We start from the raw sequence: 14,071 nt of genomic DNA on the forward strand, positions 1-14,071 counted from the left end.
CTGATGGTCGTCGCGCCGACTGTTAAAGCCGTAGAGGTGTACGTCAACCAGAACCAGCTCGTCTGCCAGCCCGCGCCGTTCATCGTGAACGGCACCACGCTCGTCCCTCTGCGGGCGATATTCGAGGCCCTGGGAGCGCAGGTCGGGTGGGACGAGGAGACCAGAACCGTCACCGCGTTCAAAAACGACCGGGCAATCGTCCTTTCGATCGGCAGCAGGACCGGGTACGTTAACAACCAGCCGGTGGCCCTGGCCGAACCCGCCAGGATAGAGGAAGGTAGGACGTTCGTGCCGCTGAGGTTTGTTTCGGAATCCCTGGGGGCGGACGTGAAGTGGGTGCCGGAGACCAGACAGGTCATAGTGACTTCGCAGGAGGTCAGTCAGGTTTACCCGGGTGAACCCGGTGAAGATAACCCGACCGCGGTAGTCATCGGCCCGGAAGAAATCAGGTTTGAATAAAACGTCCTAACGGGCAGCCGGCGGCTGCCCGTTTTGGCTTATTAACTATTTGCAGGGAGGTGTTTTTGCTTATGAATCAGAAGGTTTTAATAGATAGGAGGAAAAAGACCGGAGCTGGATTCTGGGCGAGAAGCGAGATTTTTGATATTGATGGTCTAAATTGGCACGATATTTCCGTTTATCTATTTCTTTGTTCTGCGTCTGACGAAAACGGTCAAAGCTGTCTCGGCAAAGAAGAAATAGCAGCCAAATGCAAAATAAGCGTTGGTGTCGTTGAATTATCTCTTAAAAATTTGGAGAGAAAAGGGCTGTTGGAAAAAACAGCCGAAAATCCTTCGTTAAGGAGGCTTTTGTTTTGATAGGCATCGAGATTCTATACAACAAAAAACCGCTGTTTATAAATATGGATTTAGCGCAATTCCTTGGCCTCCATGAAGCTGTTGTCCTTCAGCAAATACACTATTGGCTAAAGGAGAACCAAGAAGAAAACAGGGGGTACCGAGACGGACACTACTGGATTAACGACACGATAACTCAGTTAGAATCGCAGTTTCCGTTCTGGAGCAAACCAACTATAGTCCGCATACTTGGTCGACTTGAAAAGAAAGGCGTTTTGGTTAAGGACAAGCTGGACAAAAACCGCTTCGATCATGCCCTGTCGTACCGGATAAATTATGTTCGACTTGAAGAAATTGTTAAGGCTGCCACCGAGATAACCCGATTGCGGTAGTTATCGGGCTGGTTTAACTAAGATACAAGCCTTCCGAGCTTTTAACGGCCCGGAAGGTTTTTCTTTTTTTAGAGGGGGGAATAGCAGAGTGCGTATAAAAGTTTTGATTTTCATGTTGCTGGTGGTTTCTATGGCGGCTCTCGTTTCCTGGTGTCTGTACGCTACTTGATTCTTCTGAAAAAGCGGTTTGTCGACTAATTCGCGCAGGATTGATCTTTTGCGATTTCGGAGGAGCTGGCCCCGGTTGCTGCTGTCTGCCTTGAGGGAAAGGACGCGGGGGCAACGGGCGGTTCTTATTCTACGGCAGGAATTTCTAAAGAAGGGGTAATATGGTAGAATAAGGAAAATATCCATATATGGTGTCGAAGTTTCTTTTGGCACTTCCAAATCCTGCTGAGGGAGGAACTGCTGTGGTTAATGTGGCGGAGGCGTTTAAAACCCTGGCCGACTTTCTGGTGCAGACCTACGGCAAGGAAGGAGTCATCTATTTCACCACCGACCGGGAGCGCTACGATTTTGTGAAAAGCCACAATCTGGATATTGCCGGCATCCGGGTGGGGGAAAGGATAACCAGGGGAGGTGACATCGAGAGGTGCATCCGGAGCGGACAGGCGGTGACCGGGACGATCGACCGCAGCGTCTATGGAATAAGGCTGCATCTGTGGGCGGCGCCGCTGTTCGACGATGGCTCAGGGGAGGTCAGGGGCAGCTACGGGGTGTTTGTGCCCAGGCTGCATGTGGTGGCCCGGGCCTTCGACATTTTTGCCCCGATTGTGGCCGAGTCCCAGCCGGAGGGGGCCTGGGTGGGGGTGACTGACCTGCAGAAGATAGCCTACCGCTATGGCTCGGCAAAGTTCGACCTGCCCGAGTTTACGGTGGGAACCCCGATAAGAGAGGGGGATACGGCCTGGAGGACGCTGAAGGAGAACAAGAAGGTGGTGGTGGACTTTACCACCAAGAAGTACGGGAATATCAGGATGATTGGGATTCCTCTCTATGACGAGGAGACGGGGCAGACGGTCGGGACTTTTGGCATCACGGTACCCCGCAATATGGCCAAGAACCTGCAGGAGATGGCCGCCAGGCTGAGCGCCAACACGCAGGAGATAGCGAGCGTGATGCAGGAGATGGCCGCCTCGGCGGGGGAGATCACCCTTACCGAGGGGAAGCTCTCGGAGCAGATCCGGGAGGTTCAGGAGAGTTCGGCCCAGATTAATGAGATTCTCGACTTTATCAAGAACGTTGCCGACCAGACCAAGATGCTGGGGCTGAACGCGGCCATCGAGGCGGCCCGGGCAGGAGAGCACGGGCGGGGGTTCGGTGTGGTGGCAGAGGAAATCCGGAAGCTCTCCGACCAGTCCAAAGAAACAGCGGAGCAAATTCGCAAGCTAATTAGGGAAATCGACAGCAAGATAACCGCTGTTACCCAAGCCTCCGAGGGAACGGTCAAGCAGAGCCAGGAGCAGGCAGCTGCCACCGAGGAGGTTACCGCATCGGTGTCGGAGATGGCGCAGCTGGCGGAAAGGCTGGCGGAGGTGGCGAAGGGGCTGTAGGGCGGTCAGGAGAGGCGGTTGATCATCTCATCCCGGTCGACGCCCCGGGGGAGCTCTTCGTACCAGCCGCTGTCAATCATGAGGCTGATGCCGTCCTGGGCGTAGCCTGCGACCTCGGCGAACGCCCGGGTGAAGGCGGCCGACAAGCCGTGCCGCAGACTGGTAGCAAATTTGATGACCGAGATAAACAAGGGCTGTTGCCGGTTGAAAGGTCTGGACAAAAAGCCCTGTTTTTTTATGTTTTAAGTTTTTAAGCAGAATCCATACGGAATCCATTTCGTAGAGGAGGGGAACAAAATGCTAAATTGGCAAGACGTTTTGAACGACGGTTCCGAATATCACGAAGACACCCTGGGCAACAGGTTTCGGAAACACATGGCCAAACAGGAGTGCCTGAACGCCGGGCGCTGCCTCTGGCCCACCTTTCCCGACTGTGAGCTTTATCCCCTGGGGACGGGCTGGTGCGTTGAGAGGAATCCGGTTGAGAAAAACTCTTGGCGCGAGCAGAATCTGGCGAAAAGGAGGGGGTCCCGATAAGGGCGGCAAAAATTCTCCTGTTGGTGGGCGTTTTGATCGGTGCGTTCCTGGGCGCTTGCTGGAGGACGGTTCACCTGCCGGCGGTGAGCGCAGCTGAATCGTATATAAGGGCCGTGGCGGAACAGGACCGGGATACCGCCCTGAAAATCTCCTCCGGGAAAGCCGCCTATATAGCGAACGGTCTGGGGGAGGGGAGGACGAAAGCCAACGTCGCAGGCATGAGGAGCTGTGTCGAGGCCGCGTCGTCCGACTGGGCCAAGGTGGTGGTCGAACCCGAGCTTGTCCTGGAGGACGGGACGAGGGACATCGGCTGGTACGAGGCGGAGGTAATCAAAAAGGACGGGTGGAAGGTAATCGACCTCAAAGAGGCCGCGATACCCCTGTCTGGAACGCGCGTTGCCAAGGACGTCAAGCATCTTCCGGCGATAAACGAGGCGTTTGAAGGGTATCTCAAGGCCCTGACCGCCGGCGACCTGAAAGGGGCGTCCAGGTATCTGGTCGGTCCGGCCAGAAAGAGCCATGAGGCGGGCGAGTCGTACCTGGGCAAGGGCGCGATAGTTGCGAGCTACTCGGGGCTTCAGTCAAAGGTGCTATGGAGCGACGGCGACCTGTGCAGGTGTCTTATGAGCTACCGGGTCAACGGGCGGGACGTGGAAGTTTCATTGGTCTTTGCCCGATTAAAAAACGGCGACTGGAAGATAGCGAGCATCTAGTTCAGGGGGGAGGGTCGGCAGATCAAGCCGCAACAAGCAGTTAACTACGTCGTGTGTCTGAAGGACGAGTACCTGATAGTCCATCAGGAGAATGTAGCGCAGATCGCGTGGGGGATCGCAAAACAGGTATGCCCGTGGTTGGCCAAATCGGTCTACATTGCCGGCCTGAACCACGACATCGGGAAGATCGTGGTTCCAGACAGCATCCTTTTCAAGGCCGGGGAACTTTCGGCTGAGGAGTGGGAGGTCGTCAGACTGCACCCGGTCGTCAGCGAGGAACTGGTCACTCGAATCGCGATGCTGTTCACATTGAGCGACGCCGACTGGGAAACGGTACGACTTGCGATAAGATTCCACCACGAGCGCTGGAACGGGAAGGGCTACCCTTACGGCTTAAAGAAAAGCCAGATACCCGTTGCGGCCAGGATTATCGCGGTGGCGGATTCCTACCACGCGATGATCACCGACCGGGCGTACCGAAAGGGCCTGAGCGTACAGAAAGCCCTGGGCGAGATCGAGAGGGGGGCCGGGGTGCTGTACGACCCGGCCGTAGTCGATGCGGCCGTCGAATATATCATCAAGAAGGAGGAAGACAATGCTCTACGGATTGGCTATCGACCTCGGATTTGGTTATGTGAAGGGGCTAAACCAGGACAACAAAGCGTTTATCGCCCCGTCCCTGGTGGGTTCGGCCAGGAAGATGTACCTGGGCGAGATATTCGGCCCCAGCGGGGACGACAGAGACTTGCACGTGAGAGTTGAGAGCGCCGGAAGGTCGGCGGAATACTTCGTGGGCGACCTGGCCCGACGGGAGTGCCGGGACGTATCCCAGGCTTTCGACACCAACAAGATATTCCACCCGAATACCCAGGTTTTGCTGGCTACTGCCGCCGGGAAACTGCTGCCCCGGGAAAACCGCAAGGTCCACCTGGTGAGCGGCCTGCCGCTGGAGGAGTTCTACCGCCAGAAGGACGAATTCCAGAGATACCTGGAAAACTTCGACGCGACAGTCACCTTCGTCAAGGACGGCAAGGACGCATACAGCAAACAGGTTCAATTCGACCAGGTGACGGTATTCCCGCAGGGGGCTGGCGCGGTGTACCACGCCTTCAGGACGCACAAGCCGTTTTTCCAGAAGGGATACCTGATCGGCCTGGTCGATGTCGGGACGAAAACCACGGACGTGATCGTGTTCGAGACGGCTGACCGGTTCGTCATACGGCACCAGCTGAGCGCCACTTTGGAGATCGGGACGATGGCGCTTTACCAGGAGATACTGAAGATGGCCAGCGAGGAGGTCGGCTCAACGCTCGAAGACAACAGGATACCGGTTATCATGGCCAACGCCAATGCTTTCTACCACCGGGGCAGGAATTACGACCTGACCGGCATAATCGAGGACGCCCGCGCCAGTATCGCCCAGGCGATCAGGGACCGGCTTTCCAGTCTTTGGGGCTCAGAGGTCGACCTTTTCCGGGTGGTGTTCCTGGGCGGCGGAGGCAGCGCGGAATTGAGCGGCGGGCTGAGGGACATCCACCCTGCCACCGTGCTGTTGGAGAACTGCCAGTTCGCGAACGTGTACGGGTTCATGCACGTCCACGACATGGTGAACAAGAAGCTGCTGGTCACCAGGGAACCGCAGTTAAGGGTAATGTGAGGCGTAGACAACCTCAAGCCCAGCATTGACAAGCATTAGAGCCTCAAAAAACAAAATTTTGTCTACGACATGTTGTCTACAGGCTGAAAGCCTTTAGCGGCAAGGCTTTGAGTGGTAAAAATACGGAGTGTCGTAGACAAATTTTTAGCTGTTTTCCTGTAGGGCGTAGACAGATTTCAAAAAAACAGGGCTTAAAGCCTTGGGAATATTGGGTTTAGGGTTGTCAACGGTGGATATAGACAAAAATCCAAAAAATAAGGCGCAAAGCCTTGATAATGCTGACTTAACGTTTGTCAACGGGAGGTGGTATTGCCTTGGAAAAGCCTTATTGGTTCCGATTGAACGAAAAAATCCCGGATGACCTGAAGAAATACCTGGAATCACTTAGCGGTAAAGAAAGGTCAAACTATATCAGAACCGCCATCCTGTGGTACTGGTGTTTCGGGGAACGCCTGGCTTCGATCGAGCAAAAGTTAGATCGTGCGCTGGAAGGAGCAAGTTCCATTCCTGCTCCTTTGCCCGAAATGGCAAAGAACGACCTTGAGATCGATGACAGTTACTTGGAAGAAGCAGCGATGGCGATAATCAACGGAAAAATGTTTACTGGGAGATAGCGCAAAATTACCGCAAGCAATCAACGCGATTGCCAAAAGATATCGCAGCGATTGCTCTTGGTAATTAAAGGGGGTAAATATGTCACACATCGGAGAAAAAATCAAAGAGGCTAGAAAAAGCATGGGGTTGTCGCAAAGAGAGGCAGCCAGGGCAATAAGCAGGAGATACGGTGTCCGGCTAAACCAGCCGTACCTTTGTTTGATTGAGCAAGGAGAAAGAACCAACTACTCTGCCAAGCTGGAGCACGCGCTAAAAGACTTCTTCAATATAGACAAGCCTTTCTTCGGCGACTTGGGCAACGACACGGACGTTCAATGGCTCAAAGAGCTTGTGTCCAAAAAACTGCAACGCGCCTATATCAACACTTTGAACGCCTACAACCTGTTGGGCGATTTGATGAATTTGAGCAAGATTCCCGACCCGAACGTGCCGGGGGTTCCCGGAGCAACGGCGGTTTACGAGAACTGCGTGCTAAAGTTTACCGTGCCCGAGCTACTGCCTCGCGGCAGAATATACACCGCCGAGAGCAGGGACCACTGGATGGGACTGATTATCCACGCCTATTCCAGCCTGAAAATGGAGGTGAAGATGAAGCACGCGCTTTGCGTGGTTAGAACTCTTACCCCCCAAAGCGAGATGTGGGACAACGACAACCGGGCGGCCGTTAGCCACGTGATCAACGCCATCCGCCACCTGGGGATAGTTGAGGATGACACCTACGAGAACATCTCGCTGCTTCAGGTGGGAGGGGTGGACAACCTGTATCCGAGAACAGAGATTTACCTTCTGGAGAAGGAGTGCCCGGAATCTTTGCTCAAAGAGGCGGGGATTTTTCCCATGTAATAGAAGGAATTTTGTTTTGACATTAACATAGGAAGGAAATGTCTCCATAAGTCCGTAAAAACCCCCCTAAAACGGCATTTTTACTCCGTAAAAAACCCCCTTTTTTCGAGGATAGAAATACGGAGTAAAACCCCACTTTTTTACTGAGTTGTAGTGCCCTCAAGTTCTTATTAGTCAAGAATTAGAACGCTTTACCCGAGACCATGATTACGGGACCGAAGTACAGAGGCATGGTCTCGGGGGTCATGAGCCAAACATTGAGGCAGAAAAAGCACACAAAAACATACCAAGTCCATGCCTCTGTACCATAACCCTGACACAACGAAAAAAACCAAAAACGACAACCAAGAAAGCAGGCAACAGCGGGCAGAAAGGCGGGAAGCCTTTTTGTTTTTCTAGGGATTCTGGCGGAAAGGTGGTGTTGAGCAGAGGCATATGCGGACAAGGCAAACGACCGATGCGAAAAAAACCAGCGAAAAGACCAAGAGGGTGAAGCTGACCGAAAGAGACAGAAAACTGCTTGAAGACATCCTGCGTCTGCGGACGCTCACCTCCAAACAGATCAGGAGGCTGTACTTCAACGGCACTGGCTCAACCGGCGTCAACCGCATCTCCGAGCTAAAGCGGGCGGGCTTGATCAGGCCCAGCAAGGTGATCCGAGACGGCCGCAAGGTCGACACCTGTTTTTTCATCACCCCCGAGGGGGCGCGGGCCATCGGCCACGATGCCGTCCGGGCCAAAAAGAACCAGGCGAGCGTGTTCAAGTACAAAGACGAGGAAAGCTCCCTCAAGCTGCAGGACTACTACATCATGCGGAGCGAGATTTACGCGACCCTCTCCCCCGAGTGGCACTGGGAGGACAGCCGCGAGGTGAAAGCCAGGCTCAGGATGAACCGCGCCACCCCGATAGCGGGCGTTCTACGAAGCGGGGAAAACGCTTACGCCGTGTACCTCCTGTCCAAAAACCCCGAGGACGAGACCTTGAAAAAAGTCCAGGAGAGCGTCTCTTTTGTCCGCACGGCGAGGAACCTTCCCAAGTCTATAGTCCTCTGCGAGAACCTGGAGACCGTGGACAGGATCATCGAGAAGTACCGCCCCGGGCAGGTGTACGTCATGCCCTTCGAGCTGGGGCTGAAGATGCTGGCGCTGAACGAGTCGCCCTACTCCCTGCTGGCCAGAGTCTACGGCGAGCACCCGATATTAAACACCGCGCGGCGCTACGCCCACTACGAGACGGTCATTAACGGCGAGCGCTTTTTGGTCAACGAGCTGCTCTACAACAACCTGGAGACCATCTCGGCCCTGAGATACTACACCCGCGATGTTTACGCCGGCGAAAGGCTGCGGCTGATCGCGCTGACCGAACAGAGTCGGCTCGACTACTACGCCCGGCTGTTCGACCGGCTAAACTACCCCCACTTCGTCTGGCAGACGGTGGACATCGAAAAACTGTTCGAGGAAAAAAGGAGGTCGATGCCGTCTTGAAAGTCGTCCGCTTAAAAACGAGCAAAGACAAACAGGAATTGGCCGACGAACTTAGGCAGAAGCAGTACGAGGAGTCGGTCAAGAACCTGGCCCGGGGGAGCCTCCCGACCTTAATCGAGTCGGAATCCCCCGAGTACACCTTCAACCTCTGTTTCCTGGAGATACAGCAGACGCTCTCCGACCAGAGAGCGTTTAAGTCCTTCCTCCTTGAGATGATCAACACCCTGCCGCCAGGAACCCACGTTCGGGTGGGCAACCGCACCATGTCCGTCGAGGAGGCGCTGGCGGAGATACTGCGGCAGCCTTTTTACCGTGCGCTGATGGAGCTAAAAGACGAGCTAAAACTCTGAGAAGGGAGGAGATAGGTTGGCATTCCCGATTGCACTGACGTCTGCGTCCGTTCTGGGTTTCGCGGCGGCCATGTTTTCCCTGCCGACTCCGTTCGCCCCTTTGCCGTTGACCCTGCTCTTGACGTTAATTTCGGCGGTCGGCTTAAACCGCGACCGCGACCGGAGAGAGGGCTTGCTCTACTACATCTCGCTCCTGTTCGGCGCAGCCTGGAGTATAGGGAGCTTTTCCCCCGAGATCAGCCGGTACGTGATCTCGACCTCGAGGGTGATCGAGATGAGGCCCGGGCCGATAATCCAGATGCTCATGCTGCTTCCCCTGATAGCCGGCATGTTCGGCCTGCCCCGGATGATCGAGCAGGCGGGGAGAAACCTTCCGAGGCAGGAGACCTTGATCGACCGGGTGTTAAAAACCGCGCTCGACTACGTGAAACTGAAAAGCGGGGTAGAGAGGGCCCCCCTCTCCGACGTCGGCGCGATGGTGGGCTACATCATCAAGAACACCACGCCGCCCGAGAATCTTGACCTGGAGTTCTGCATCGACGTCAAACATAAGCGCCCGGTGATCCTTGAGGGAGTCTACCGCTACCGCAATACCCTGGTGGTCGGGCCTCCTGGTTCCGGCAAAACGGTAACGCTAAAGAGCCACATATTTCAGGACCTAAACCGGATAAAGGACTCCCTGCGGGCAGGCCGTCCGATGGGGCTGACTGTTTTGGAGCCTAAAGGCGACCTGGTGGACGAGGTGGCCGCCCGCTGTCAGGAGCTTGGGATACCGTTTCATTACATCAACCCGTTAAGCCCCTTCACCGCGCATTTCAACCCGATGATGGGGCCGGCCGACATCTGCGCCGAGTCCACGCGGACGGTTTTAAAGAACATCTTCGGCAAACAGGAGGCGTTCTTCTCCATCAACCAGGAGCTTGCCGCCCGCAACACCATACTGCTCTTGAAAAGGCTGAAAGGCGACGACCTGGACATGCTGGACGTCTTAAAGTGCCTGCGCGACTACGAGGAGATGGACAGGACCGTGACCGGGGTAGAGACCAAGTGCGGCGAGGACGACTTGACCGAATTCTTCAGGAAAGAGTTGATGGGCAAGAACCGGGACAAGTACCGCGAGTTCATTATCGGCCTGCGGGTGCAGCTTGAAGATCTTTGCGGCAGCGATCTGCTGCGGAAAATCCTCCTGGGCAAAAACTCCATCGACTTGGACAAGCACCTCTCCGAGGGCGGGGTACTTTTGGTCAATACCGCTATGGGCCGCCTGGGGAAACTGGGCGACACCCTGGGGAAATTTTTCTCCATGCACCTGATGAACGCCGTCTTCCGCCGCCCGGGAACCGAGAGCGACCGGCCGCCCCACTTCCTGTACGTGGACGAATTCCCGCGCTACATGAACGAGGGGTTCGAGGTGCTGTTAAACATCTCGCGAAGCTACTGCTGCGCTACCACCTTGGCGATCCAGGGTTTTTCCCAGATGGAGTTCAGCATGAACGAAGCCTTCAGGAAGGTCGTGCTAAACAGCTGCCAGAACAAGATATTCTTCGGCGGTATGGACCACGCGGACGCGAAGCTGGCCGAGGCCGAAATGGGCTTTAGGATGACCGAGGTCAAGGAGCCCACCTACGACTACCGCCCGCTGATACCCCGGATTTTCCCGCAGCGCTACAGCGTCAGGGAGAAGAAGGAGCCGAGGTACGAATATACCCAGCTGATGGAGCTGCCGCCGCACACGTTTGTCTACCGGATAGTTCAGTTCGGCAACCTCCAGGAACCCAGCATTGGGAAGTCGAGGTACATAAAGAGCGAAACCGTGTTCAACCCGAAACCCGATACGGTGCCTCTGACAGCCGGGGAACCCGGGAGGTTCTTCTAAAACCATCGCCGTCCGGCGAACCACTAAAAAACAGGAGGTGTCTTAATGAGTATCGTTCAGCCGTTTCTGCCCGAAGGACTAAAAGAGGATAAGATCAAGAAGTTCGACCGCACCGACGAGATAATTAAAGAGCTGCACGACGCCTGGCGGACCGGGGCCATCCTGGAGGGGCGCATCGTCGGTTCCGGGGTGAACTCTATGGGCAGGATCGTCAAGGTCGTCTACGAGGGCATGGAGTTCATCATGCCCGAGGAGGAGCTCGACCCGCTGCCGAGGTCGAGGGTGGAGCGCTTCCTCGGCCGCGAGGTCTACTTCAAGGTCGTAGGCGTCGACCTCAAGGAGAAGAAGGCGGTGTTATCCAGGAAGGCCGCCATCGAGGAGCGCAGCAACGCCACCCTGGAGGCAATCAGGATCGGCCAGGTCTGGACCGGCAAGGCCGTGATCGTCGACCAGCGCCACGCCGTGCTGGACATCGGCGGCGGGATAACCGCCATCCTGGCGAGGGAGGATTTCTCCTACAACCCGGTCAAGGACCTCCGCGAGCACTTAAAGCTCGGCGAAGGGCTGGACGTGAAGATAATCGACATCGACTACGCCAGGACCGACCGTTTAAAGAAGCAGCCGCACATCCGGGTATCCCTGAAGGAGGTTCTCGAAGATCCGTGGGAAATGATCCAGAGGAACGTCACCCTCGACGACCTGCGCGTCGGTGTTGTCGCCGGTTTCTACGTCAAGCGGGGGAACCCGCTGGTTTTTGTGGCGATCGACCCGGGCGGGGTGACCGTCGCCTGCCCGGCAAACAACCGGGCGCTGCCCGCCAAGGGCCAGGAGGTGGTGGTCAAGATCAAGAAGATCGACTCCGAGCGCAGGCGCATCTACGGGGTCTACGTCTCGGACGTGACCGCCATCTGATTCCATCGCGACTCACAAAGAAAGGAGTGAGTTTTTGCACTGTCCTCTGTGCGGCGGCAGCATGTCGCTACCCGAAACAAACCGCGTCGAGCGCGCTAAGTGCTCTGAGTGGAAAGCGATCGAAAAGAGCGTTTCCGTTGGCGACGAATACTCCGGCACGGTCACCGGCTACTACCACCTGGACAGCGATGCCCCGATGATGTTTGTTCTCGTCGAGGCGGGGCCGCTGTTATTCGCCCTGGCGGCGAGGGTTAGACCTCCTCTCCCGAAGCTGGGCGAGGAGGTATCCGTCAGGATCATCAGGATCAATCAGGAGAGAAAACAAATCTTCGGGCGCTACCTGGGGTTAGCCAAGCCCTGGAGCGAGCTTACAGAAAACCTTGCCGTGGGCGACGTCATCGGCGGGGTGGTGATCGGCCACCACCGAAACCTCACGTTCGTCAGGGCCATGCCCGAGGGCTACGTGGTGGCCGTTCCGTGCAACGGCGGGACGATGCCGGCCCGGGGCAGGTACATGGCGGTCAGCGTCAAGAGGGTTGACCGTGAAAGAAGGCGCGTTTTCGGCGCTTTCTGGTCGCCCCGGGCAACGGAAAAAAACAAAGAAAAAAATAATACCGTAGGAGGTGAAAAAATCGATGATTAAGGCCAAATGCCCTTTCTGTAATGAAAATGTGAGCAATCTGCCCGTGTTCTACCTGTGCGAGGGCTGTGGAAAAACGAAGATTGGCAAGCTATTCTGCGGTAAGCCGATAACCCCGGATATAGTCGAGGAGCTGCTGACCAACGGGCGCACCGGCATCCTGGACGGGTTCGTCAGCAAAGCCTGTAAGCGGTACAAGGCAATACTGGCCTTAAAGGACGGCAAATTGAAACTGGAGTATCTGTCTCCGGTACAGAAAGAATTTCGCATCCGCGTGGAGTCGGGTTCGTTCGGCGTCGCGTTGGTGTCGGTCGAGAACTGTTTCAGTGAGTTTGTCGACTACGGCGATGTGCCGCCCCGCATGGCCGAGATGCTGGGGGTTCAAACCGCGGTAAACTTTATATGGTATCAGGTTTCCAACGTGGCAAAGACATCCCTGCATATCTCGCTGAGCGACGATTGCGGCCGCCTTTACCTGTCGGGAGCGAGAGAGCCTAGCCGGAAGGACCACAAAAGAGCCTTGGGGTGCCTCAAGGATTCCCTGAAGCGTTTCGACGCCTTCAGTCTGGAGGTATACCGCGATTCAGCGAGACGCTCCGAGCTTGAAAAGCATTATCGGAACCGGGAGTTTCCACGGGGGATATTTCCGTGGGTCGAGCCAAAAATCAGGCTGGCCGAAAACGAGGTCTTTGTAACGCTTCCCGATTCTCCGGACGTGCTTTGCCAGTTTAAAGCGTCCTTCAACGACTGCCGGAAAGTGGGTAATTGCGAGTTTTCGATTCCCATAAACAAAAAGAATACTCTCCACGCCTGGCTCTACAAGGTCCGGGGCGAACTAAAGGCCGAAAGGAGTGGTTACGTTGTATCTTATTGAGATACTCCTCAACTGGGCCATTCTTTTCGTGATCTGCGGGGCCGACTCCAGCGCCGTCCTTCCGTCCGCGCTGATCATGGCCGCCTTCGTGGGGGCCGGTTTCACCCCCATCGGCGAATACTTCTTCCGTTTAGCCGCTGGCGGCCGCCCGATGACCAAAGACGAGAAGGCCCGTATAGCGCCCGTTGTCGAATCGGTTCTCGGCAAGCTGAATCTCAACTGGGTTCCCGAGTTCTGGGCGAGCGACCACCCGTACCCCAACGGCCTGGCCACCGGCCGGCGCACGATAGTCCTCACCAGGCCGCTTGTGAACGACGCTTCTCCCGACGAGCTGGCGGGGGTGATAGCCCACGAGATCGGCCACATCCGAAACGGGGACACCAGGTGGAAGGTGGCGGCTTACATGGCCAATGCCGTGGGTCTGGTTTCCGCCTGGCTGCTCACCGCGGCCGTGGCCGTGGCCGGGTTCTTCGCTTCCCTGGCCGGTTTCGAGGCCCTCGAAGGCACCAGCCGGGGTAGCGGCTTAAGTTTCATGTTCATCGTCGGGTTCTTCGCTATGCTTGCGGTGTGGTTTCTGCGGGCGCTCATAAGTTTCCTGAAGTGGCTTTCCCGGCTGGGGATGCTGGCCGCCGATCGGGGGAACGAGTTTCGCGCCGACCGGTTCGCCGCCGAGTCGGGGTACGGGGCTGGCCTGGTTTCGTTCCTGTCCCGCACCGCCCAGCCGGCGCATGAAGGTTTCTGGTCGAACGTCTACGCCACCCACCCGCCCGCGGCGCAGCGGATAGAGAAAATCAAGCAGATCGTCGAAGGGAGGTAATCCGTCTGAG

At 56.1% G+C, this 14,071-nt stretch carries 19 protein-coding genes; 17 read left to right on the forward strand and 2 right to left on the reverse strand.

Translation table 11 applies throughout. The annotated features are described in order from the left end of the window. The first annotated feature begins 84 nt into the window (after positions 1 to 84). From NUV48_07080 to NUV48_07095, 4 genes are all read left to right on the forward strand, one after another. Positions 85 to 459, forward strand: coding sequence for a copper amine oxidase N-terminal domain-containing protein (locus NUV48_07080; GenBank protein MCR4441903.1), 375 nt, complete (start codon positions 85 to 87; stop codon positions 457 to 459). Positions 460 to 530: 71 nt separating this feature from the next. After that, on the forward strand, positions 531 to 818 hold the full coding sequence (locus NUV48_07085; GenBank protein ID MCR4441904.1) for a helix-turn-helix domain-containing protein: 288 nt from the start codon (positions 531 to 533) through the stop codon (positions 816 to 818). After that, on the forward strand, positions 815 to 1,189 hold the full coding sequence (locus NUV48_07090) for a hypothetical protein (protein ID MCR4441905.1): 375 nt from the start codon (positions 815 to 817) through the stop codon (positions 1,187 to 1,189). The genes NUV48_07085 and NUV48_07090 overlap by 4 nt, the downstream gene beginning before the upstream one ends. Before the next feature lie 410 nt (positions 1,190 to 1,599). Further along, positions 1,600 to 2,742 (forward strand): methyl-accepting chemotaxis protein, encoded by a 1,143-nt coding sequence (locus tag NUV48_07095; protein MCR4441906.1) that lies wholly within the window; start codon positions 1,600 to 1,602, stop codon positions 2,740 to 2,742. Positions 2,743 to 2,747: 5 nt separating this feature from the next. Here the strand turns inward: NUV48_07095 and NUV48_07100 are convergent, their stop codons facing one another. After that, entirely contained in the window at positions 2,748 to 2,963 is a 216-nt protein-coding gene (locus NUV48_07100; protein ID MCR4441907.1) for a DUF3231 family protein, read from the reverse strand. Between the two features lie 76 nt (positions 2,964 to 3,039). Between NUV48_07100 and NUV48_07105 the strand changes: the two genes are divergently transcribed. The 8 genes from NUV48_07105 (at position 3,040) to NUV48_07140 (ending at position 8,942) form a co-directional block, all read left to right on the forward strand. Continuing rightward, the gene (locus tag NUV48_07105; GenBank protein MCR4441908.1) at positions 3,040 to 3,279 is read left to right on the forward strand and encodes a hypothetical protein; all 240 of its coding nucleotides are present in this window, start codon (positions 3,040 to 3,042) and stop codon (positions 3,277 to 3,279) included. Between the two features lie 32 nt (positions 3,280 to 3,311). After that, entirely contained in the window at positions 3,312 to 3,992 is a 681-nt protein-coding gene (locus NUV48_07110; protein ID MCR4441909.1) for a hypothetical protein, read from the forward strand. A 51-nt stretch (positions 3,993 to 4,043) separates the two neighbouring features. Continuing rightward, positions 4,044 to 4,754 carry an HD domain-containing protein gene (locus tag NUV48_07115; GenBank protein ID MCR4441910.1) on the forward strand — a complete coding sequence of 237 codons (711 nt, stop codon included), beginning with the start codon at positions 4,044 to 4,046 and terminating at the stop codon, positions 4,752 to 4,754. Further along, a complete protein-coding gene (locus NUV48_07120; protein MCR4441911.1) occupies positions 4,660 to 5,649 on the forward strand; it encodes a ParM/StbA family protein in 990 nt (329 codons plus the stop codon). Before NUV48_07115 ends, NUV48_07120 begins: the two co-directional genes overlap by 95 nt. Positions 5,650 to 5,963: 314 nt before the next feature. After that, positions 5,964 to 6,263, forward strand: coding sequence for a hypothetical protein (locus NUV48_07125; GenBank protein MCR4441912.1), 300 nt, complete (start codon positions 5,964 to 5,966; stop codon positions 6,261 to 6,263). Between the two features lie 79 nt (positions 6,264 to 6,342). Further along, entirely contained in the window at positions 6,343 to 7,107 is a 765-nt protein-coding gene (locus tag NUV48_07130; GenBank protein ID MCR4441913.1) for a helix-turn-helix domain-containing protein, read from the forward strand. A 435-nt stretch (positions 7,108 to 7,542) separates the two neighbouring features. Next, positions 7,543 to 8,592 carry a MarR family transcriptional regulator gene (locus NUV48_07135; GenBank protein ID MCR4441914.1) on the forward strand — a complete coding sequence of 350 codons (1,050 nt, stop codon included), beginning with the start codon at positions 7,543 to 7,545 and terminating at the stop codon, positions 8,590 to 8,592. Then, positions 8,589 to 8,942, forward strand: a complete 354-nt coding sequence (locus NUV48_07140) for a hypothetical protein (GenBank protein MCR4441915.1) — start codon at positions 8,589 to 8,591, stop codon at positions 8,940 to 8,942. The genes NUV48_07135 and NUV48_07140 overlap by 4 nt, the downstream gene beginning before the upstream one ends. 180 nt (positions 8,943 to 9,122) lie before the next feature. On the opposite strand, the gene NUV48_07145 is transcribed toward NUV48_07140, so the two are convergent. After that, positions 9,123 to 9,248: a hypothetical protein gene (locus NUV48_07145; protein MCR4441916.1), complete on the reverse strand. Its 126-nt coding sequence runs from the start codon at positions 9,246 to 9,248 to the stop codon at positions 9,123 to 9,125. Positions 9,249 to 9,417: 169 nt separating this feature from the next. Between NUV48_07145 and NUV48_07150 the strand changes: the two genes are divergently transcribed. From NUV48_07150 to NUV48_07170, 5 genes are read left to right on the forward strand one after another with little or no spacing between them, the layout of a single operon-like run. After that, complete coding sequence (locus tag NUV48_07150) at positions 9,418 to 10,818, forward strand: TraM recognition domain-containing protein (protein MCR4441917.1); 1,401 nt, start codon at positions 9,418 to 9,420, stop codon at positions 10,816 to 10,818. Positions 10,819 to 10,863: 45 nt separating this feature from the next. Next, a complete protein-coding gene (locus NUV48_07155; protein MCR4441918.1) occupies positions 10,864 to 11,730 on the forward strand; it encodes a hypothetical protein in 867 nt (288 codons plus the stop codon). A gap of 34 nt (positions 11,731 to 11,764) precedes the next feature. Next, positions 11,765 to 12,373, forward strand: coding sequence for a hypothetical protein (locus NUV48_07160; GenBank protein MCR4441919.1), 609 nt, complete (start codon positions 11,765 to 11,767; stop codon positions 12,371 to 12,373). Further along, positions 12,366 to 13,244, forward strand: coding sequence for a topoisomerase C-terminal repeat-containing protein (locus tag NUV48_07165; protein MCR4441920.1), 879 nt, complete (start codon positions 12,366 to 12,368; stop codon positions 13,242 to 13,244). Before NUV48_07160 ends, NUV48_07165 begins: the two co-directional genes overlap by 8 nt. Further along, positions 13,231 to 14,061: a M48 family metalloprotease gene (locus NUV48_07170; GenBank protein ID MCR4441921.1), complete on the forward strand. Its 831-nt coding sequence runs from the start codon at positions 13,231 to 13,233 to the stop codon at positions 14,059 to 14,061. Before NUV48_07165 ends, NUV48_07170 begins: the two co-directional genes overlap by 14 nt. The last annotated feature ends 10 nt before the right edge of the window (positions 14,062 to 14,071 follow it).

The sequence above is a fragment of the Peptococcaceae bacterium genome (genome assembly GCA_024655825.1).
GTDB lineage: Bacteria > Bacillota > Peptococcia > DRI-13 > PHAD01 > JANLFJ01.